Here is a 24,310-nt window from a genome sequence, read left to right on the forward strand (position 1 = left end):
GTTATCATCGTCTTCAAGGGTTCGGTGACGATAATTAATAGATTTTAAAAGGCTGTGATAGCATTAGATATTTAAAGTTCGAAGATTGTCCTATGCTTTCACATTTCAATTTAAAATCCTCGCTTGTATCACAGGTGGGGATTTTTTAGATAAAGGAAAGTTTTTAAAGTTGTCTGAATGAAACACACACAATCCGGTTTTCTATACTAAAAAGTAATACTGTAGATGTTGATCAAATCTTTTTGCTCACTTGCAATATGTGCCATATAATCAGGCGCTAAATTAATTTCATATAAATGCCATTGTTTTTCATATAAAATTGAAATAGCATCATCCACTATTATTTCATTTAAAGGAATAGAAAGACCTCTTCCATCGGCTTTTACTGTACTTTCCTTCTTTGTCCAATAAACATAAAATGATTTTAAAGGATTGGTTGATGATAAAATTGCCTCCCATTCATTATCTGTAAATACAGGTTTAAAATCACAGATAGGTATCTCTTTTATTTTTTCGATGTCGATCCCTATGGAAAATCCTTTTGACATTGCAACTGCTGTATATTCTCCTGAATGAGATATGCTAAAGTCTATACCTGAGTCGGAAATATATGGACGGCCATATTGATTATACTTTAGCTGATTTAATATATTTTGATTGCTAAAATAGTGTTCAAAAATTTTTTTTAATAAAAGTTTTCCAAATAAACGGCCTTGAATATCAAATGGCAATTGATATTTCAATATATCTTCTCTCATTGAAGATGGAAGGTATTTTAAATAATTATTTATTTTTTTATGATCAAGTTTGTCCTCAAACTTAGTGTAGAATATTTCCATTAGTAGGGCATTAAAAAACTTTCGGATTGTAAATAATAAACAGAAAGAGAGCGGTATACAAACTTTCATTCATATACCACTCTCTTTCTTAAACTGATCTCAATTAAATTTCTTCCACATTATAATTTTCGTTTTCCAAGCACTTTTTAATCTGTGCAGCAGTAATGCCGATATATGGTTCTTTAAACAATGTATTATGATTTCCCGGAATTTTAATCAAAGTGATATTATGAGCTGAGCAGTATCTGTTCCACCCCATATAAGGATCAGACGAAGAAGATACTACCAGTTCATCTAAAGCTTTGAACAATACAATTTTCCCATTATATGGCTTGAGCTTATAATCGCTTATCATACTTCTAAATTGATTTAGAAGGAAATATTGAAGTAGTTTCTGAGATTCATTATAAATCAATTTTACTTTAGCTCTGAAGGAGTTATAAGAGAAAGCGGCCTTCCAATGAGCAAATTTGTCCGATAAATATTTTTTTGATGCTTTAGAGACCGTTGCTTCAGGAGTATATACTTCAAATAAAGATAACAGACCAATCTCATCTCCTGCGGCAGTAAGTTGCTGAGCTACTTCATACGCTATGATACCACTGGCACAAAAACCACCAATATAATAAGGACCAGTTGGCTGTATCTTTTTCATTTGTTTTATAAACATAGCGGCAACTTCTTCTGTTCGATCTATATTTAGTGGTTCAAAACCATATAAAGGTTGATCATCTCCGAGATATTTCGAAAGATTATGATAGAATAAATATCCTGGTAATAAGAATAACGGAGGTTTATGGCCTTTAGGTTGTATTGAGATGATTCCTGTTTTTTTAATTCCAGAATCTCCTTTGATGACCTTACTAAGCTCTTTAATAGTCGGAGCTTCAAATAGGATGGACAAAGGATAATTTTGTCCAAACTCTCTTTCAATTTTTGCCATTACTTTTGTAGCCAGGAGAGAATGGCCTCCTAATTCAAAGAAATTATCTGTAATACTTATAGCATCCCTTCCTAAAATCTCTTCGAAGATTGCTACAAGTTTTTCCTCTGTTGCATTAAAGGCAAACTCAAACGTTTTATTTGTTTTAATATAATTCTTAGTACTATTTGCTAATGCCTGACGATTAATTTTCCCGTTGGACGTCAATGGAAAGCTTTCCTTTTTGATCAGGTAAGCAGGTATCATAAATTCAGGAAGGGTTTTTCTTAGAAAAGTTTTTACCTCTGCTTCCGTTAAGTTTGTATTGCTTAAATAAAATCCTATGATCTTTTTATCACCATTGTCATCTTTCATTATAACAACAGAATCTTCTATCAGAGGATGGCAGGATATTGCATTTTCAATTTCTCCCAGTTCAATTCTATATCCTCTGAGTTTAATTTGATTATCCTTTCTTCCTCCAAATTCTATTGTTCCATTTTCAAGCCATCTTCCAAGGTCTCCTGTTTTATATAACCTTCCTTCATAACTAAATGGATCCGGAATAAATTTTTCTTGTGTACGTTTTTCATCGTTAATATATCCCCTTGCAACTCCTTTTCCTCCTACATAGATTTCACCTTGCACTCCAATTGGAAGAAGATTAAGTGATTTGTCCAAAATATAAACTGTAGTATTCGTGATTGGCTTACCAATAGGTATATCTTCTTCACTAATACTCTCTATTTTATGATATAGAGAAAATGTTGTATTTTCTGTAGGACCGTATCCATTGACTATTTCAAGATGAGGAATTGCTTGTTTAACTTTATTAATATGCTTCACTGATAATTTATCTCCTCCTACAAATACTGACTGAAGAGGTTTAAAAAGATCTACATCTAAATCGACTAATTGGTTAAACCAGGACACAGTAAACCACATCAATGTAATTTCATTTTCCTTTATCTTTTCTTTAAGCAATTGATGATCTAATAAATTTTCTTTTGGATATATATGTAATTCTCCACCGTTTAATAAGATTCCCCATACCTCAAATGTAGATGCATCAAATGAAAAAGCGCCTGTTTTTAGTAGCTTGGTGTTGTTTGATAGTGTAGCATAATTGGTATTTTTCACCAATCTTACAATATTCTTATGTTCTACGCCAACTCCTTTTGGGTTGCCTGTGGAGCCGGATGTATACATAACATAGGCAAGATGATTGGTAAGTATTCTACTTTCAGGATTGGTATCTTTTTCTTTACTTAATTCTTCACCAAGTTGATCCAAAGCAATCCATTGGTAAGACGATTCTGGTAGATAGTTGAGATACTTTTCTTCACTAATAATTGTTTTAACCCTGGAATCATTTAACATATAAGCAATTCTTTCTTTAGGATAGGCAGGATCTAGAGGAAGATATGCACCTCCTGTCTTTAATACCGCTATTAGCGATACTATACTCAACTCTGATTCATCCATTAGGATACCTACCAGTTCCTCTGAAGCAATTCCTTGTTTTTTAAGATAATGTGCTAAATGATTAGCACGAATATTTAAATCATTATAACTGATTTTTTTGCCATTAAAATTTAATGCAATTGCATCTGGTGTTGAAAAAACTTGCCTTTCGAATAGCTCATGCACTGAAAAATCAGGAAGATTTCTTTTGGTGTCATTCCACACTTTAGTAAGAAGTTCTTTTACTGATTGATTCAATACTTCAATTTGAGATATTTTGATTTTAGGATTTGACATTACTTGTTCTATGAGCATGTAAAATGAATTCAGCATTCTTTTTATTGTAATAGAATGGAATAGATCAGATTTATACTCTGCAGATACCAGGTAACCATCTGCCTGTTCGGAAACGGAAACTGTAAGATCGAACTTAGCATGTTTATTTTTCAATAAAATATTCTCAGCTTTAATTCCAGTCAAATGCAATGGATCTTCATGTACATTTTGAAATGCAAACATTACCTGAATTAGAGAGTTGACATCAGCTCCTGTATCTTTTCTTAATTCATTGGCAAGTATCTCATAAGGCAGATCCTGATTTTGAAATGACTCTAATATTGTTTGTCTAACTTCTTCCACTAATTCATCAAATAAAACATCATTGGAGAAATCAGTGGGTATAATTAAAGTATTGACAAAAAATCCGACTAGCTTTTTTGTATCCGCATTTGCACGATCAACAATAGGGATTGCTGTATTTATAAATTCGTTTTGACTATATTTAAATAGCAGAGTTTGGAACGCACTAAAGAAGGTCATAAAAAGAGTAACATCTTTTTCTCTACTATATTTTTGAAGTGAATTGATAAGAGTAGTAGGTATCAGAATTTCTTCATACAAAGCGTTGTCAGAGACAATATCTTTTCCATTCCGCTCATAGGGCAATTTTAATTTGGAAATTTTATCACTCAGCTTATTCTTCCAATAACCTAGAAGTTCACTAATCTTAATCTTATTAAGATACTGTTTTTGAGCCCCAACATAATTATTGTATTCTCTTGTCAGATCCTCCAGTTCTATTTCTTCGCCATTCAGGTTAGAATTATAAAGCTTATTAAGTTCTTCTAATATGATAGCAAAAGACCAGGCATCAGAAATGATATGATGGGCAGAAAGAATCAGAACGCTACTTTCTTTCCTTTTTTTGATTAGAGTTAATCGAATAGGAAGATCTTTACTTAAATCAAATGGCTTTTCAGTTTCATCCTCTACTAATTTTTCAAGAATTAATTCCTCATCGTCAGTAGTTGACCTTAAAAAATCGGATAAACAACAAACTCTGACTTTAAAGGTAGATTTAAGATTTAATTTAGCCTTAGGTTCTCCATCTATTTCGATAAAATTTTTTCTTAGGTTTAAATGCTTATCCAATAGCTGTTTTATACTTTTCTCTAATACACTTATATTCACTTTTCCCGACAGACTATAGGCCTTTACAACATTGTACGTAGCTTTATTGGGAAGGAATTTGTAGAGAAAATATAATCTTCTTTCGTTAAATGAAAGATCTAATAATGTTGGTTTTTTGAAAAACAACTGATAAAAACTACTCTCTTTATTATTAGAAGCAATCAAATCTATCTCTTTTTTACTTAATGAAGTATCCAGGGATTGAGATTTTATATTTGAAATGTCTTTTAAATCGACCGGAGTTATATTTTCTGAACTCTGTTTTTCCTCAATAAAGGGATTATTATTTTTGAGACTATTGGGTATATGAATGTTATCTTCAGTAAGTTGAATTTTAGATGCTATTAAAGACGTTAATTTTTCAATTGTAAGATTATTGAAAATGTCTTTCATAGAAAAATCAGTATTGAATTTCTTATTGATAAACATTTTCAATTGCATAGCATGGAGTGAATGTCCTCCTGCATGGAAAAAATTTTCCTGTATATTAATTTCCTTATTCAGGATCTCCTTCCAAAAATTGATAAGATCTTTCTCAACATTATTTTTGCTGACCGATAAAGAAATTTTTTGTTTAACTGGCGTTTTTTCATTGAATTTCTGAAGCAGAGCTTTTGAATCAACTTTGTTATTCTGATTAAGAGGGAATTGATCTAGGACCATTATGTCAGAAGGAACCATATAATCAGGTAAATATTTTTCAATGAAGTTTCTCATTGATTCTATTGTCACACTTTCTCCCTCTTTCGGAATTATGCAGGCAATCATGAATTTGTCTTCATCGTTCGTCCCTTTAACAATGATTTTACCTTCGATAACAGATGGATGCTTGGTTAATATTTTTTCTACTTCCTCCATTTGAATTCTGAATCCTCTAATCTTTATCTGATTATCATTTCTGCCAAGGAAATCGATATTGCCATCTGGTAACCATCGGGCAATATCTCCAGTGTTATATAATACCTCTCCATCTACAAAAGGATTTTTAATAAATCTTTGGGCAGTTAATTCGGGATTATTTAAATAACCACGTGCCACACCAATTCCTCCAATATATAAGGTCCCATAGCAATTGACAGGCATGCAATTCATATGTTTATCCAAAATATACACCTTGCAATTTGGATTGGGCTTACCAATAGGAACGCGAGAAGTAATAGGGGGAGAGTTTTTAGGTATAGTATAGGTGCAGGAAGAAACGGTAGCTTCGGTAGGTCCATATATATTTAATATAGGGACGTGTTTATTGATATTATTAATGTCTGAAAACTTTAAGGCTTCACCTCCGCAGGAAATGATGCGTAATCTGGATAAATCAGGGTTGATAGAATTAATTACTCTTAATATGCTTGGAGGAGTAGAGAAATAAGGCATATTGTATTTATTAATTAATTCAAGTGTTTTTTCTACGTCTTTTATTTCGTCTTCTGTTGGAAGTACAACTGTTCCTCCTATGGTTAATATCGGAAATAATTTGGAAACTGAAGCATCAAATGCTAAGGATGGCATCGAAGGAACAATATCGTCAGGGGTAAGCTCATATCGATCTTTTATTAACATTATGTTGTTTACAACACTATTGTGTTGAATTACTATTCCCTTAGGTGATCCTGTAGAACCAGAGGTATACATCACATATGCTGCGTTTTCTGGTTTAACGTTCGTTGATGGATTAGTTAAATAATCGCTATTAAGCCAATCATTATCATTAATAATAAGTGTTCTATCTTCTGCAAACTCTAATAAACCTTTTAAACTTGAATTGGTGATTAATAATTTTGGTTTGGCGTCGTCAACCAGTAATTGTAACCTTTTAACAGGGTAGTTGGTGTCAAGCGGAACATAGGCAGCCCCAGCTTTTAAAACTCCTAATATTACTATAACTGATTCCAGTGATAATTCAAACAATACCCCAACTAGGTCCTCTTCTTTTATTCCTCTTGCAATTAAACGCTCTACTACGCAATTTGCCCTCCTGTTCAATTCTTTATAAGTTAGTGATTGACCGTTGTAAATAACAGCTATTGAATCAGGAGTATTATCTACTTGTTTTTCTATTAGATGGTGTAAGCAAATATTTTTTGGATAATTCTTCTCAGTAGCATTCCATTCAAAAAGAATTTTATTCCTTTCACTTTCATCCAACATATTACATTCGGAGATTCTCTTTTTGGGATTTAATACCGCTTCTTGTAAAAGATTACAAAAGTGGTTATTAGTGTTTTCAGAAATGGTAATTTCCATTAAATCTAATCTTGCTTCAAGGCAACCGCTTATGACTTCTTCTGTATTAGATAAATTAATTGAAAGTGCAGGTAAAATATTCTGATTGTCTGAACTTACTATATTGAGATTGAGATTTGAAATACCTTGTTCAGATTTATCGTCAAATGAGAAATTAATAACAAATGGATAAAAATCTTTTTTATCAGCAAATGTTCCATCGGTATCTTTTTGAATTTTATCATTCAATTGTTGTATTAGTATTTCAAAAGTAGGATCTTCCGAAAGATCTATTTCTATGAATGATATTCTTTGACTAGGTTTATTTTGTTTTGAATGGTTATGGGCTACTAAGAATTTGTCCTGATCTGTATATCTTTTTGCCAAAGCAATAAAGGCACTAAGTGATAGAATAAATGAAGAAAATTTGTCTTCGTTGAGAAGAGATAGTTTTTCCTGGAGTTTATCCAAACTATTTTTTTGTAACCTTACATTTTGTCTTAATACTTTAACTTCACTTTCCATAGTGTTTTTACTAAATTTATTATCTAATTTTTTGTGCTGTAAAATGCTTGATTGTTACTAATGAAACTGCTATGGATTTTCTTTGTTATTAAAATGATACTAGTCCCGTCTTTATTGATAAGTAGAAGGTTGTTTGAATTTATTGTGCTTTTTAAAATTATTTACTTGTTTTAATGGTGTAAAATATTGTAGTACAATTTTAATTATATGCTTATGCAATCAGAGGTTCAGTAAATAATTTTGATAGGGAGGATTAGATAGAATTACTGAGTAAGGGAAAGAAATATTTTCTTCCTATGTATATAAATACAATTTTAAGTTGCATAAATGAGATTATTTGTCTATGGATTTATTTCTTGTGTGAAGATTATCCCTTGATCCATCTATATTTTTAAAGTCCCTTATCGGATTTTTATTACAGTAATTGGTATGTCTGCAGGAAGAAGGTCTACGAAATATTCTAGGGAGTTTAGAGAATTGTAATGGAGCAATAAGCTGTGTTATTAAAACTATTAATTGAACGAATAAAAATTAAAATATAAAAGCTTATAGGTATAGTCGTAACTTAAATATCATATGTCTGTTAATCCTTTTAAAATCGATAAAAATGCTAAAGGATAAAAATATAATCTGCCTTGGAAATAATATGTGGGAAAGTAATTTCACAAATACAATGGCAGAAATTATGACTGTTTTAAGTTCAGACAATAAAATTCTGCATATAGATTATGCATTTAGTTTTAAAGATTTTTTAAGGGGCCCCAAGGCTATTCCCTTTAAAAAGACATTAGGAATAGAACCAAGGTTGAGGGAAGTAACAACCAGAGTTAATTCAACTATTAATGTGTTAAGTCCTCCGCCAGTACTTCCTATCAATATTATACCTTCTCATTCACTTTTTATGAAATTATTAAGAGTAAACGCCCTCATTGTAGAGTACACAATTAGAAAAGCTATTGACCATCTCAAAATCAAAGATCCGATTGTTGTTTCAGGATTTAATCCTTATTATGGAACAATGTTAGCAGGTAGGCTGGGAGAAATATTAAATATCTATTATTGCTATGATGAAATAGCAACAGGATGGAACTCCAATCATGGGGTTTTGGTAGAAAATGATTATATAAATAAAGCTGATGTTGTAATTACCACTTCTGAGATTCTATTTCATAATAAAAGTTGTAAAACAAAAGATTGTTATTTAATTAAGAACGGGGTTGACTTCAATCGATTTTATTTGCATGCAGAAAAAGTAAGGCAGACAAAAAGGAAAGTAATAGGATATACAGGAAGTATTGATGATCGATTTGATATTGATACTATGATATATTTAATAGAAAATTTACCTGAAGTTGAATTTCTTTTTGCAGGTAGAACTCCGGATGAAAATGCATTTCGTACTTTATCCAAATTTTCAAACACAAGATGGTTAGGAGCTAAAAAACCTGAAGAAATCCCGGCAATAATTGGGGAGATAGATTTGGGAGTTGTTCCTTATTTGGTAAATGAATATACAAAAAGTGTCTACCCATTAAAGTTTAATGAATATTTGGCTGTTGGTAAACCTGTGGTTTCATCAGAATTTGCAAATCTATCGGAGTTCAAGCCTTATATTCGTTTTGCCGCTTCGAGGGAAAGTTTTCTGAATGCTGTAAAAGAAGAATTGAATAATGATAATGAAAATAAGAAAAAAGAAAGAATAAAGTTTGCATCTGGTAATTCTTGGCTGAATCGAGCAGAAGATTTTTCTTCTATCATTGAAAATGCATTAGAGAGAAAAAACATTTTAAAATCTGCGATTTGAGTTTGTGTGATTTTTTCTTTAACCAAGCTCTCTTTATTTGATTTTATTGAAGAATGTTTACTTAAAGTTATATTATGCAGAGGTATTATGAATACCTCCCTATAACTTATGATTATTTTTCGATAAAATATGGATTGAAAAATATCTCATTAATAGGATAGGAAGTAGCTTTAGAAAATTTATCTTAACGATTTAGGTAAATCTAGACAGATTCTAAGAGTTATTTTAAAAATATCTTACGTAAAGTTAAAGCAGGGATCTTTTTAGGACCTTTTCAATTTGATATATTAATAGAAGAGAGTTTTTATTATTTCGTTTTCTTTACAGGATCATATAGTCGAAAATATTTATGCAGAAAAGAATCATTTGAAGTTTCATGAATATATAAAAGGATTCATTCTGCGATCGAAGATTTTTAATCCTGCTATTTCTTTTTTATGAATTCTTATTTACTTTTTAATTTTTATTTGAGTTTCAGTATTTGATTATTTATTATTCAAAGAATAATTGCAATAAAAATTTTACATGTCTTGAATTATTTTTTACAGGTTTATTTGTAAGTTTTCCCCTTATCTTTTTGTTTTTTTTTGATTTTTTAAACAGTGTATACGAGCTTTTCTGTTAGCCTTATAGATATAAGCAAATCATTTAAGTACGTGAAAACGAATATTGATTATTTAGAAAATAAGTCTGTTGTTGTTATTGGGGCAGGCATAAGCGGTTGTACTTTGGCTTTGTATTTGGCGAAGAAAGGTTATAAGGTGCAGGTATATGAAAAAAGAATGAACCTTATAAATAACAATGAAATCAAGAAAAGGACAGTAGGGATGTCAATCAGTGAAAGAGGAATTACTACTCTTAAAGATTTGGATTTGTATGATAGCTACAAATCATTGTTGGTGCCTAAATACGGGCGTGCTGTACATTTAAGAAGCGGTCAGGTATACTCACAATTTTACGGAGCTAACAGGGAGGCTATTTATACAGTCAACAGAAAACATTTTAATTTTTATCTGATGGATGCTTGTTTGAAAACAGGCAACGTGGAGTTCTTTTATGGACATAAACTGGAAAAAATTAATGTAGATGATAAGAAGCTTACATTTATTACAAATACCAATTATAGTATAGATGACCAGGATAATAGCTGTAGCACTGAAAAAGTTGTTAAATATGAATATTTATTTGGCTGTGACGGTACTTTCTCATGTGTCAGACAACGTCTGGTGGATCAAGGTTTGGTAGATGCAACACTTACTACTCTGGACTACAGATTCAAAGAGATTTATATACCTCCTAGAAACGGCGAGTATGTATTAGATCCGAATTATGTTCATATATGGAATATAGCTGAACTTTTGTTCGTTGCACTGCCAGATGGGAAGAAGGGCTTTAATGGTACCTTGTTCTATACAGAATCTTCTGAAGTAAATAAATTAAAGGACAATGAGAAGTTGTTTGAATTTGTGCAGGAGAACTGTCAATTCCTTTCCTTTATTGATAAAGATCAGTTTATTCAGGAGTTCAACAGCAATCCAGAATCTAAGATCTCTGAGGTAAAATGCAACAATTGGAACTACCAAAATCAGATATTGCTGGTAGGAGATGCAGCCCATGCTATGCCTCCTTTTTATGCTATGGGTATGAATACCTGTATAGAGAGCGTTAGGGTTTTTGCTCATCTCATTGATGAATTTGGTGGAGATATTAGTAAAGCCATTTCTCATTTCACTGAAAGGAGAATTATCGACACTGAGGCTATGAAAGCTATGGCTAATAGAAATTATAAAAAACTTAGGAAGTGCCATAACAAAGATTTTGACGAAAAATGGAACCAGGCACATGAGGCCATGAAACAGTCGAATGGGGAATATGAGACAGAGTATTTTCAGGTAGCATTTACGAATAAACCTTTTAGCCAGATTGTTGAAAAATATGGTCAGGGAGTTGATGTTGAAGAAAATGGCTTACCACTTATTAGTCATTAAGTATTGGTTTTAAATGAAACAACTGAATATAAGAAATGAAATATTTGGTATAATAAAGTTGATGATAACTGACTGCTGATTGTTGTATAATTTGGGATTCTTTGTTAAAAACTTGGGCAGTTTACTAGTATTCCAATGAATACAATATAGTCTGAACTTAAAACTTTATTCAGCCTTTTAATTCATACTATAAGAGGTACTCTTAAAGTCCTTGCTTGAGTTTCTATGCCTTGCAAGGGCCTTTCTTATATTTTTATTTCAGTCTCTGGTAATCATTGTTTTAATGATTGCCAGAGCTTTGTGCTTTTGTACAATGTACCTTCCTGAGCCTTATTTCTCATGACTTCCTGATATAAATTCATTTTCCAATACATTTGCTTAAAGGCCTTGACTTTGTTTTTTTGTAACAATATCTTGAGCAGACATAAAGATTAGTTTATCCCAAAGTAATATTTCGTGCTTTATATGATTTCATATTTTATATCAGTACTTATTTTATTTTATTATATGGACTTAGGCTATGGTGGTATTAGGTAAATCAAAATTGAAGTTATGACAATTTCAGAAATAAATTCATCCTCTTATAATGTTACAAATCCTCACATTTGAGATCATTCTTTTATTTGATCATTTTAATCCTGACAGTCAACTTATGAGTTACATTTCCGCTGAATTGAGGAACGGAGGTGAATATTGTTAATAGTTTTTTAGATTATTTTTAGGAATAACTTTTACAAACATTTTACGTTGCGGGAGTTAATACACTATTTCTATTAAATTATTCAACTAGTGGACTGTACTTTGCTAACAATTAGATAAGTGCAAAGTTTTTTGTTTTATACCATATCGTTAATGGCCTTATTAAGTTTGCTTTTCTTGGGTATAGCTCAATTTTTCATTGGGAAACATGACACCATCTGGATCAATGTTATATTTGATGCCATTTCTTTCCTTGTTTTTTTTATTATATCTTTTGCTATAGGGTATATTGTTTGGATAAGAAAAGACTTCAGGAGTATTTGGATTGTCTTGCTTGTCTTTCTTTTTATAACAGGGATTGCTGTCAGTCATCTCATTGATATTTTCTCTATTGGGCAGCCTGTCTTTAAACTAAAATTTATAGTCCGGGTCATCACTTCAATTGCATCTTTAGGGGTCATTTATATCTTATTTCTGTTTGCACCGAGAATAATGACAATCATTGAGGGCCTTTCATATCTTAGTATAAAAGAAAATAGAGATGATTATGAGGAAGCATTGAAGAAACACATTTTTTTCATACAAAATCTAGCTATGGCAAGTCCTAATAAGTTGTATGTATATGATATAAATGAAAAAAGGAATATTTATTCAAACAAAGAATTGAATGAATCTCTTGGTTATAATTCTGACCAGCTGAAAAGTATGGGAAAATCAATTGTATCAGAGGTAATACACCCGGACGATGTTCAGATGATAGAAGATTATTTTGAGGGATTTAAAAATGCACAAGATGATGAAGTAAGGTCGATGGACTATAGAATAAGGGATGTAAATGGGGAATACAAATGGTTTTATTCAAGAGAAAAAGTTTTTAAAAGGGATAAAGATGGAAATGTAAGTCAGATTGTCGGAATGCTGGTGGACATTACAGAAAGAAAGATGGTGGAAGAAAAACTAAAGGAGAGCCAGTTGTTCAGTATGAAGGTTGCAGAAACTACTCCTGATTCTATTTTTATTGTTGAATTGGCTTCCGGAGTGGTTGTTTATATCAATCGTGAACCAGAAAAATATTTGGGAGTTACTGCTGATATGCTCACTGAATGGGGAGTTTTGCATCCAGATGAAAATTCAGCAATAAAAGCCAGATATGAAAAATATAAAAAATTAAAAGATGATGAGATCACTACGTTTGAGTTTAGTGTGAAAGACCCTTATACTGGGAAATGGAAATGGACAGCATCAAGAGAAATACCTTTTCAAAGGGATGTTGATGGTAACGTGACGCATATCCTTGCCATTTCAAGAGATATAACACAACTTAAAGATATTCAGGATGAATTAAAAGCGGCAAATCAGAATCTGGAGGAAAAAATAAGGGAACGAACAAATGAGTTAAAAAAAAGGGAAAGTCAGCTAAGACTTATAACCAATGCAATCCCTGCAATGATAGCATATATCAATAAGGATGGCATATGTCAGTTCGCCAATGAGAATTTTAAAAAGATCGGGAAAATATCTGAAGATATTGAAGGTAAATTAATTCAGGAAGGAATGGATAAAGAAACCTTTGGTAAATTTCACGGGTTGCTGAATGGATCATTAGCTGGAAGTGAAACATCTGCTGAGATTGAATTTGAGCTAAAAAGCATGTTATTTAAGACATTTAGCCTAAGCTTTATTCCTGATATATATGAGAATAAGGTAAGGGGAGTAGTAGTCATGGGTATAGATCTTACCGAAAGAATTGAAAATGAAAAAAAGCTTGAAAAGCAAAATTCTGAATTAATAAGGATTAATAATGATCTTGATAGTTTTATTTATACAGCTTCTCACGATTTGAAAGCTCCGATAATCAATATAGAAGCTTTGGTTGATATAATATTTGAATGGGATAAAGGAAGTAGATCCCAAGAACAGCAGTCTGTTATTGAGATGATAAAGACTTCCATAGAAAAGTTAAAAATAACTATAGAGGAATTAACAGAAATAAGCAGGATTCAAAGAGGTGTGAATGATGCTGCAGAAGATGTCTCATTTAAAGCTATTATTAATGATTTTAAGCAAGATTACAGTGAGCAGATTAAAAAGGATAATGTTACTTTTATTGAGGAACTTCAAATAAATTCAATTCATTTCTCCCATAAGAATTTAAGAAGTATTATATACAACCTTTTGAGCAATGCAATTAAATACAGAAGTGAACGAGATCCTGTAGTTCATGTAAAGACTGAAAGGTTGGAAGATGGAAAAATTGTACTTTCATTTAAAGATAATGGAATCGGCTTGGATGAAAGACAACAACGTAAATTATTCCAAATGTTTAAACGTTTGCATACGCATGTAGAGGGAACAGGAGTGGGGCTTTATATCGTGAAGAAAATGATTGAAAATACAGGGGGAAGTATTCAAGTGGAAAGTGAGCCGGATAAAGGTTCTACTTTCAGGGTTTTTTTCTGATTTTTAAATTATGCACATTAATTAACTTTTAAAAGCTGAGATAATCTTTTCTGGAAATGGTGTCTGATCTATTATTTATATGCTTACTTTTAATAATAACCTTTCAGACATAGTTAATATAATTTTGATTATCGGACTGATGTGATGCTTTATTGATTTTTCAGTGGTATTGTTCCAGAACCTTAGGTATGAATCCCAAAGAGTTTAGTGTTTGCCAGGGTGTAAATCGTTAATCTATTTTTTTATATCTTCCTTTTTGTTATGTTTGTTCACCACCAGGCAGTGCCACCAACAGCCTCTCAGATTTTATTAATTTAGGTTACATAGTTTTCAAATGACCATTTAAGATTACTTATCTATTCTAAAAGGATTGTTTATTATATGATAAAGCATGTAATATTCAAATTTCTTTTTATAAGAGAGTATAGAGTATTGATTGCAACTAGTAATCATATAAGAACCTAATTGCATAAAGACTCATAATATAATTTAATTTAATTAGAATCAGTTAGCCCTTTAATAAGTTGAAGGGCTTTTATAAGGAACAAATCTCTATTTAGTCAATAGGGATAGGGTAAATTAATCTGATATTTTAATCATTATGAAAAAACATGATGAGGAAGCTGCAAAATATAATATCTATCATTGATAGACATAGAATATTATATCAAGCAAAATATCAAGACTACTGCAGAACAAAAAAAATAAAACAACCAAACTATATAATGAAACCAAATAGATTTAAATTACTTGCATCAGCAGGTTTACTTGCCCTTGGTTTTTATGCCAATGCACAGCATAGTCCTACACCAATATTTCAGGGGAAAATTGGAAAAACCCTTGAGGAGACTAAGGAGTACAGGGCACAAACACTACCCAAAGCTCCCGAAGGGGCACCAAATATTATCTGGATACTGATTGATGATATCGGTTATGGTGCTTCCACTGCTTTTGGTGGCTTAATCGAAACACCTAACTTCGATCGTCTGGCCAATCAGGGATTGCGTTATACAAATTTTCATACAGCAGCATACTGCGCTCCTACAAGAGCGGCATTATTAACGGGAAGAAATACCCATTCCGTACATTTTGGTTTTTTTGCAAGCACTTCTTACGATACACCTGGCTATGATGGCTATTTACCTTTTGAAAAAGCAACTGTAGCTGAAATACTTCGTGAAAATGGATACAATACATTTGCTGTTGGTAAATACCATTTAACACATCCTTCTGATGCTACACAAGCTGGTCCGTTCAACCGCTGGCCTACAGGCAGAGGTTTCGATCACTTCTATGGTTTCCCTCCTGAAACGGGTGCCGGTGATCAGTGGCATCCGATTTTATACCGCAATACACAAAGAGAGCCTGAAGATCCTAAAAGAAGACACGTGAATGAATTATTCGCGAACGAAGCCATTAACTTTATAGCCGGACAGAAAGCTGCAGCTCCGGACAAGCCTTTCTTCCTTTACTTTGCTCCAGGAGCAGTACATGCACCCCATCAGGTTTCCAAAGAGTGGATAGATAAATATAAAGGAAAGTTTGATGCAGGATGGGACAAATACAAAGAAACTGTTTTAAAAAATCAGATAGCAAAAGGAGTTGTTCCTCCAGGGACTACATTACCTCCTGCAAATCCTGGCGTAAAACCATGGGATAAATTGTCGGATAATGAGAAAAAAGTTTATTTGCGCCATATGGAAGTATATGCTGGTTTCCTTTCACAGACAGATCATGAGATCGGTCGCATCATAGACTATGTAGAGAAATTAGGTCAGCTTGATAATACACTTATCGCTTTATTGATTGGTGACAATGGGGCAGAAGGTGGTGCAAAGGAATTCGGCAGGTTTATCACTACCGATCCTGATGATACTCGTGAGCAGCAATTGGCACAGGAAGTGAAAAATCTGGATAAATTGGGTACTGAAAGTTCTTCTGCTCTATGGCCTGACGGTTGGGCTGCTGCAACCAACACTCCGTTCCGTTTTTATAAAAGTTATGGAAACTTTGAAGGTGGGACCCATGATCCATTGATTCTCTTTTATCCGAAAAAGATTAAAGATAAAGGAGGAATCCGTCATCAATATTCTTATGTAAATGATATCCTTCCAACTACAATTGAACTTGCAGGTGTAAAAGTGCCAACTGTTATTAACGGCTATCCTCAAGAACCAATTGAAGGTACAAGTCTTGCATACACTATAGATCCTGCGAATAAAAATTTACCGGAAAGACATACAATTCAATATCAGGAAATGACAGGGTCGTATAGTCTTTATAAAGACGGATGGAAGGCTTCCTTCCCGCATGACCGTACAAAAAGAATTCCGGCATCTGAAGAGAGATGGTATCTATATAATGTACGTGAAGATTTCAATGAGCAAAACGACCTGGCAGCTAAATACCCTGAAAAGGTAAAAGAACTTGCAGAAGCATTTGAAGCAGAAGCCTGGAAGTACAATGTGTATCCGTTAAAAGATGACTGGGCTGTAAGCAACCAGACTGCTTTTGGTAATGCAAAGAAAATAGTTCTTTACAAAGATAATTTCTTATCCAGAAGTGCAACACCAAAATTCTATAACGACTCTTATTCTATAACTGTTAATGCTGAAGTTACTTCTACTACACAAGGTGTTTTGTTTTCTTTCGGAAATGTATTGTCAGGAATAAGTCTTTATGTAAAGGATAAAAAACTTGTCTTTGCATACAATGCAGATGGAAAACTGATTGAAATAAAATCTGAAAAAGAAATTCCTGTTGGAAAAGTATCATTGAAGGCAGAAGTATCCTATAGCAATAATGGCAAGAATAAAGCAGTCGCTTTATTTTTCAATGGTCAGCAGGTTGGTTCAAAAAACCTTGGAAAGATCAGTAATGCAAGCAGCGGATATGATGGACTGGAAGTAGGAAGGGATCTTGGAACATCTGTTACTCCTTCATATAAAGCTCCTTTTGAATTTAACGGAAAGTTAAATGAAGTTGTGCTTGAACTGATTGAAACTCCTAAACTGGCGGAAGAGCCTGCAAAATAAAATCATGCATTGAAATAAAAGCGTTTTGTCATGAAGCGCTTTTATTCTCCTTTGCTCATACTAAACCAACCAGTTAAGTATTCAAAATAAATTAAATAATGAAACATATAAATCAATTATCAGCTACATTATTTCTGGCAGCAACAACCATTACTTCTGCTTTTGCCCAGGAACAAAAAATAGGCGAGGGTAAAATTTCCATTTCATGGCAGGAATCGCAGCCTTCTTATAAAACCATTTATGGAGGAAAAAAAGCACCGGCAGGGGCACCTAACGTTATTTGGATTTTATTGGATGACGTAGGCTTCGGAGCAGCCAGTGTTTTTGGAGGGCTGGTGAATACTCCAAATCTGGATAGTCTTGCTAATAATGGTCTAAGATATACCAATTTTCATACTACAGGTATCTGTTCTCCGACACGTGCAGCCTTGCTTACTGGAAGGAATTCCCATTCTGCTCACATGGGCTTGTTTCCCAGTGCTTCTGTAAGGGCTGACTATCCTGGTTATGATGGCAAGATTCCTAGTGAAAAAGCTACTATTGCAGAAGTACTGAATGAGAATGGTTATGCTACATTTCAACTTGGAAAGTGGCATCTGACTCCGGATGAAGAAACAACAGATGCCGGTCCATTCACCCGCTGGCCTTCCGGCAAAGGATTCGATCATAACTTTGGTTTCCTTGGTGGAGCTACAGATCAGTATAAACCGGATCTGGTTGAAGACAATGAACACATTAAGCCTGATGGAACTCATTTGAATAAATTACTTGCTGATAAGGCAATCACTTATATCACAAGATTAAAAAGCAAAGCTCCTGATAAACCGTTTTTTATTTATCTGGCCCCCGGTGCTACTCATGCACCTCATCAGGTAGAAAAAGAATGGAGTGACAAATACAAAGGAAAGTTTGATGAAGGCTGGGATGCATATCGTGAAAAGGTATTGGCCAACCAAAAGAAAAAGGGCATAATACCTGCTAATGCGCAGCTCCCAGCACGTAACCCTCTCATTAAAGCATGGAAAGATCTTCCTGTAGAGGAACGCAAACTATTTGCCCGTTTCTTTGAGGTCTATGCTGGGTTTCTTGAATATACAGACTACGAGATCGGAAGAGTGCTAACATTTCTAAAGGAAACCGGACAGTTGGAGAATACTGCCGTATTCGTTTCTATTGGGGATAATGGAGCAAGCAAGGAAGGTACTGAATATGGGGTAACTAACAAAAGTGTTGCTTTTGGAAGAGAAAAAATGACTCGTGAAGAATACAGAAAACATATCTTGAGCGAGTATGATAAAATCGGAACAAAGGATGTTATTACTTCTGCGAATTATCCGTTAGGTTGGGCCCAGGCTACCAATACGCCATTCAAACACTGGAAGCAGGATGCTTTTTCTGAAGGAGGTACTCGCAATCCTTTAATTGTTTTCTATCCAAGAGGAATAAAGGAAAGAGGAATAAGGAATCAATATGCACACATCATAGATATATATCCAACCACAATTAAACTGATTGGACTAAACTTCCCTGAAAAAGTCAAGAACTATGTACAAGCTCCTTTGGAAGGATTTGAACTGAATTATTCTTTCTCTAACCCGAACGCTCCTTCAACTCATACTCAGCAATATTATACTATAGCAGGTTCAAGAGCTATTTATAAAGATGGCTGGAAAGCAGCAGCAGCACATCGTCCTGATTATATTGATTTTGCTTTTTTTGAAGGTGAAAGAAAAACAATTGTATCAGACCCTTCAAAGGATGTTTGGGAATTATATAATCTGAATGAAGATTTTAATGAGCGCAATAATCTTGCTGCAAAATATCCTGAGAAGCTTAATGAGTTGAAAGAACTTTACGACAATGAAGCCAGGAAATATAATGTTTATCCTCTGATTGATTGGGACTATGCAGGAAGAATAAGAATGCAGCAGAATGCAGTGGTAAATGATGCAAATATTGAAAAGAAATAGTTCTAACTAACAGGCAATAATATCAAAAGCGTTTCACTGTGATATGAAACGCTTTTGAATTTTTAGAACAATCAATTGTTTTTGATGGATTCTTAGAAATATAGATAGGAAGGAAAATTTAAGCTTTCCCCATACTACCAATGCAGCTGCTTAAGTACTTTATAAGGTGCCTTATCACCGTTGTTCGCATCCTTGTTTTTTCGTGATAAAGCATGAGTCAGGGCTTCATCATATGAATTCCCATATCCTATCGTTACGAAGACACTATAACAATCCCAACCTGTAATTTTCTTTTTATACTCAATGATTACAGCATATCTGTAATTAACATTATAATCAGCAGATGATTCTACACTGTATGTATATTTGTCACCATAATATTTCGCTCTCATCTGTGCATCCAGGCTAGCACTTGCCTGATCGTAGGAAGCCCTTGTATTTTTTCCTTCCACATACAAAATTCCATAAGCCTTATAATCCTGGAAGTAGTTGCTTCCTTCACGGCAGTCCTGCTTAGCGGGGCCAAATACTCTTCCGAACATCAGATATCGATCTCCTATTCCTGGAGTAAAGCCACCACCACCGTCACTTCCACCTCCATTATTAGGGGGCGTTGGCTCCACGGGATCTGGTGCAGGAGGAGGTATGTTATCGTATGTAAGGGTAAAGCCCATAATAACTCTTCCGTAAATTGTCTTACCGGCATTGGTAACAGCATATGCTCTGTAGTAGTATCTTGTAGACGGCTGCAATCCGCTTAATAAAGCTCCGAAGGCACCATTGCCGGAACCGCTGGTCACTTTGCTATCTGCAGTTGTTGGGTTTGGATTGGATGCATCATAACAAATCCCCCTGGAAGTGACTACTTCACTACCTTCATTTACAACCTCTCCACCTATTAATAAACTGGTAGTCGTTTTTTCAGAAGAACCTCTGGTTTCTACCACAATGGTTGCATGATCCCTTGTGATAAAGCCCAAAACTTCTCCATATATAGTTGTGCCACTACTTGTAATCGCATAGGCTCTAAAGGCATATACAGTGCTCGGAGTTAGTCCTGAAATGGTAGTGCTATATGGACCGACAGCAGTTCCCTGCGATGATTTCGAGTCAGCAGTAGTTGGGGTGGTATTGGTACTGCTCCAGCAGATTCCCTTGTCTGTTATGGTTCCTCCGCTATACAAAGCAATATGCCCATTTAAGGTAGCAGACATTCCTGATACAGAAGAACCCGCAGTCCTTACTTCTATATTTCCGGAGGTGAATGTAATTTGATTTCCATAAAAAATCTTTCCACTAGGTGCAACAATATAAGCTCTTGCATAATATACTGTATTCGGTTGCAATGGACCAAAATGTCCTTGAAAAGTAGTTGTTTCGGATGGCATCTGACTGGTTCCTAATCCTGCTGTATAAGCAAAAGGATTAGGACTGGTTCCAAATGCTACACCTTTGTCTGTTATAGTTCCTGGTCCACTGTAGGTTCCTCCTCCCATTGCCCAATTTGGCTGAATGTCGGTTACAGGAGCAGTAGTGATCGTATAGGATGGACCTACTGGTGTAGTAAAGGAAATCTGATTACCATAAACTGTAGTTCCATTACTCAGAGTAGCATAAGCTCTGGCATAATAGAGTGTGTTTTCTGTTAACCCGGTGGCTTTTAAACTAAATAAATAATCAGTTGTCCAGGTATAGGCAGTTATGACTTTATTGCTTAAAGAAGGATTCTGCATGGTTCCATAGCAGATACCTCGGGCCTGAATATTTTCCTGTCCTATGACTTTGCCACCTATTTCGGCGCTAATGTCGGTAAGATTGGAAGCCGGAAGGGTTGTTACTGAAACTGTACCTGCCTGATATGTTGTTAGGGTACGTTGATTTCCATAATAAGTACTTCCTGTGCTTAATGTAGCATATGCCCTTACATAATAGGTAGTATTCACCGTTAAGCCGGTCAATGAACTTGAAAAGGTTCCTGGTCCGGTTCCATCGGAAGTTTTTGAAGCGGAGATGGTTGGATTCTCAGCACTACTCCAACAAACTCCTCTTGCCGTAATCGTTCCGGAAGCTGGTGTAGGAATGTTCCCTCCGGAAGATGCTGTTGTTGCCTGAATATTATAAGGCAATTCAGTTGTAATGGTAGTTGCATAGTATACAGAATATTGTTCACCGTAAACAGTTGTCCCTGTGCTGCTGGTAGCATAGGCGCGATAATAATATGTAGTTCCCGGGTTAAGTCCTGTAACAATACTGCTGAAAGCACTTAGTCCAGTTCCATTGGTAGTTTTGGAATTAGCTATAGTCGGATTTTCAGCTGTATTCCAACACACCCCTTTAGCTGATATCGTTCCCGTTCCACTTACCGTTCCTCCTGAAGTACCACTGTAAGTTGGTGTTAACAGCTGAATATTAGCCATAGGAGTTGTTGTGACCTGAAAAGTAGAAGCTGCTGGAGTTGTAAAACTTACTTCATCTCCATAATGTGTCTTATTGGTATGATCAATCGCATATGCTCGTACATAATAGGTAGTGCTAGCCATAAGTCCGGTTAATGTGCTGGTGTAAGTACCTGCACCCTGACCATTGCTGTTTTTACTGTTGCTGATGGTAGGGCCTCCTGCTGTATTATAACAAATACCTCTTTCATTGACGGTCATGCCGCCCTCCAATATAACTGAGCCTCCTGACATAGCACCATTGGATGTAATACCGCTTACTATAGTGGTAGAAATCATTATAGGAGTGATTTCGGTAGTAAAAGTAACCTCATCTCCATACATTGTGCTACCGCTAGCAGTAAGCGCATAGGCTTTTGCATAATACTTTGTGCCAGGCGTTAGTCCTGTTAGTGTAATAGTGAAAGATCCTGCTCCGGTCCCTTCCACAATTTTATTACCCAGGATGGTAGGGGAAGGAGACAAGCTCCAGCAGATTCCGCGTTCAGTTACAATATCGCTAACTATTATTTTACCACCCAGTACAACAGAGATATTAGAGATAGAAGAAGGAGTTTCTGTAGTAACCGATGCTACTGGAGAAGGGAGTGTAGTAAACGAAATTTCATCGCTGTAATATGTTGAATATCCCTCTCCATAGGCATTGACGATGACATAAGCTTTCGCATAATAAGTTGTGTTAGGTTTTAAACTTGCAAGAGTGGTCTGTAAATCCCCACTACTGTTAGCTGTAATCACTTTTGAATCTCCGACAGAAGGATTAGACTCAGTGCTGTAACAGATCCCTCTTGAGCTAATGGTACCTCTGCCCGTTCCTTCAATAAGTTCAGCTTTGCTGCTTAGTACTGCTGCATTATGTTGAATAGAAGCAATCTTATTGATCTGCACATCAGCATCGATGAAGTCGTAAAAGAAGAAGTATTTGTAACCGGAGTAAACAGTAGTTCCGTTGTTAAGGGTGGCATAGGCTCTATAATAGTAAGCCCCTTCTTTAGTAAGTCCTTTAAGTGCGCTTGAAAAAGCACCACTTCCAGGTCCTTCTGTAGTTTTATTGTTGTCAGTAGTTATAATTATGGTCGGTTGATCTTCAGGTACATCATAACAAATTCCTTTGTTGGAGACCGTTCCTGATCCTTCAATAATAGAATTGGTATAGACATTACCTGCTTCCACGGTCGCCCCGTAAGCTGTTACTGTAAGAGGTTGAGAATTTATTGGAAGAGTTGTGAATGGAATTTCATTACCATATATAACAGAGCCAGTTGAGTCGATCACATAAGCACGAGCATAGTATTTGGTATTAGGATTTAAAGATTGAATAATTCCTGTCTGTGACTGCGCTCCTGCAATTGTTGGTGACGGAGAAAGACCATAACATACTCCCTTCTCAGAATAAGATCCTGTTCCATAAACAGTAATTCCTATGTCTGCACGATTGCTCTCAAGGCGGCCCAAGCCGGAAAGTACAGCTGTCAAAGGTTGAAGTGTTTTAAAGGTCCAGCCATCGCTATAGTAGGTTACTCCATCTGCTGTGGTAGCATATGACCGGTATATATAATATCCACCTGACTTTAGATTGTTAAGGTTAGTTGTAAAGGGGCCGCTTCCTGAACCATCTATGGTCTTGGTGTCTGTCAGATCCGGATCACGTTTATCAATTCTGTAATCGGAAACAGTACGATAGACAATACCTTTTGAAACAATCGGCACACTCGTTCCATTGAATGAAATGTCATTTTTCAATGTAGCTGTGGTAAAGGATGTTTCAGTTACTATATTTCCAGTAACCTTTACCCTATAAGGTGTTTTAAAAGTGAAATATCCAATAAGGGGTGGCTGAGCGTCATAATAGCTATACATGTTATCTGCAGTAATGTATCCTCTTACATAATATGTAGTATTTTCCTGAAGACCTGTAAGAGTTGCATTAAATGAACCCGTTCCGGTTCCATTGGTAGTTTTGCTGTTATTAATTGTCGGATTAGTGCTGGTACCCCAGCATACACCTCTTGCTGTAACTTTGGCATCTCCACCTAAACGCTGCACAATAGCTGCAATGTCGGCTGTACTGTGTGTGATATTTGTAGGAGCTGTCACAGTAATGGAAATTCCTGGCTGTGAACTGATCAATACAGCCTTTTCAGGAGAGTAAACCACAGGATTACAAGTCCCTTCTGTAACTTTAGCTCTGTAAAAAGTATGTTCTGTTGGCTTTACCCAATAGTTATTATAAGTAGCTCCGGGGATATCGGTCCATGTAGTTGGATTGTCACTGGAATAACCAGCCTTCTGCCAGACTACTTGCCCTCTGTAGGTATCAAGAGATAATTTTACTGAATCACCCTTGAAAATGATAGGATTCTGAGCTTTCAGGTTTCCGGCCAGGGAAAGCAGTAGCAGAGTTAATATTATTCTGACGTTATTATATGAACGTTTGTACTTCTTTATCATAAAC

At 34.8% G+C, this 24,310-nt stretch carries 8 protein-coding genes; 5 read left to right on the forward strand and 3 right to left on the reverse strand.

Going from position 1 to position 24,310, the window contains the following annotated elements; all coding sequences use genetic code 11:
- Positions 1–206: 206 nt before the first annotated feature.
- Complete coding sequence (locus tag MYP_RS18050; protein ID WP_081990586.1) at positions 207–908, reverse strand: 4'-phosphopantetheinyl transferase superfamily protein; 702 nt, start codon at positions 906–908, stop codon at positions 207–209.
- Between the two features lie 34 nt (positions 909–942).
- Positions 943–7,443, reverse strand: coding sequence for a non-ribosomal peptide synthetase (locus MYP_RS18055; RefSeq protein ID WP_045466540.1), 6,501 nt, complete (start codon positions 7,441–7,443; stop codon positions 943–945).
- Positions 7,444–8,050: 607 nt separating this feature from the next.
- Between MYP_RS18055 and MYP_RS18060 the strand changes: the two genes are divergently transcribed.
- The 5 genes from MYP_RS18060 (at position 8,051) to MYP_RS18080 (ending at position 19,399) form a co-directional block, all read left to right on the forward strand.
- The gene (locus tag MYP_RS18060) at positions 8,051–9,247 is read left to right on the forward strand and encodes a glycosyltransferase (RefSeq protein ID WP_045466543.1); all 1,197 of its coding nucleotides are present in this window, start codon (positions 8,051–8,053) and stop codon (positions 9,245–9,247) included.
- Between the two features lie 656 nt (positions 9,248–9,903).
- Positions 9,904–11,235 carry an FAD-dependent oxidoreductase gene (locus tag MYP_RS18065; protein ID WP_045466546.1) on the forward strand — a complete coding sequence of 444 codons (1,332 nt, stop codon included), beginning with the start codon at positions 9,904–9,906 and terminating at the stop codon, positions 11,233–11,235.
- 852 nt (positions 11,236–12,087) lie between these two features.
- Entirely contained in the window at positions 12,088–14,394 is a 2,307-nt protein-coding gene (locus tag MYP_RS25365; RefSeq protein WP_052430327.1) for a PAS domain-containing sensor histidine kinase, read from the forward strand.
- Between the two features lie 725 nt (positions 14,395–15,119).
- Positions 15,120–17,429, forward strand: a complete 2,310-nt coding sequence (locus MYP_RS18075) for an arylsulfatase (RefSeq protein WP_045466865.1) — start codon at positions 15,120–15,122, stop codon at positions 17,427–17,429.
- Positions 17,430–17,527: 98 nt separating this feature from the next.
- On the forward strand, positions 17,528–19,399 hold the full coding sequence (locus MYP_RS18080) for a sulfatase-like hydrolase/transferase (protein WP_045466549.1): 1,872 nt from the start codon (positions 17,528–17,530) through the stop codon (positions 19,397–19,399).
- 134 nt (positions 19,400–19,533) lie between these two features.
- Here MYP_RS18080 and MYP_RS18085 read toward each other — a convergent pair whose 3' ends face one another.
- Positions 19,534–24,306, reverse strand: a complete 4,773-nt coding sequence (locus tag MYP_RS18085) for a hypothetical protein (protein ID WP_045466552.1) — start codon at positions 24,304–24,306, stop codon at positions 19,534–19,536.
- Positions 24,307–24,310 lie beyond the last annotated feature (4 nt).

This window comes from Sporocytophaga myxococcoides (genome assembly GCF_000775915.1).
In the GTDB taxonomy this organism is placed as follows: domain Bacteria; phylum Bacteroidota; class Bacteroidia; order Cytophagales; family Cytophagaceae; genus Sporocytophaga; species Sporocytophaga myxococcoides_A.

Excerpts from the sequence above, each read along its gene's own strand:
- MYP_RS18050 (WP_081990586.1), bottom strand. The coding sequence starts at position 908 with ATGAAAGTTTGTATACCGCTCTCTTTCTGTTTATTATTTACAATCCGA.
- MYP_RS18055 (WP_045466540.1), bottom strand. The coding sequence starts at position 7,443 with ATGGAAAGTGAAGTTAAAGTATTAAGACAAAATGTAAGGTTACAAAAA.
- MYP_RS18060 (WP_045466543.1), top strand. The coding sequence starts at position 8,051 with ATGCTAAAGGATAAAAATATAATCTGCCTTGGAAATAATATGTGGGAA.
- MYP_RS25365 (WP_052430327.1), top strand. The coding sequence starts at position 12,088 with ATGGCCTTATTAAGTTTGCTTTTCTTGGGTATAGCTCAATTTTTCATT.
- MYP_RS18075 (WP_045466865.1), top strand. The coding sequence starts at position 15,120 with ATGAAACCAAATAGATTTAAATTACTTGCATCAGCAGGTTTACTTGCC.
- MYP_RS18080 (WP_045466549.1), top strand. The coding sequence starts at position 17,528 with ATGAAACATATAAATCAATTATCAGCTACATTATTTCTGGCAGCAACA.
- MYP_RS18085 (WP_045466552.1), bottom strand. The coding sequence starts at position 24,306 with ATGATAAAGAAGTACAAACGTTCATATAATAACGTCAGAATAATATTA.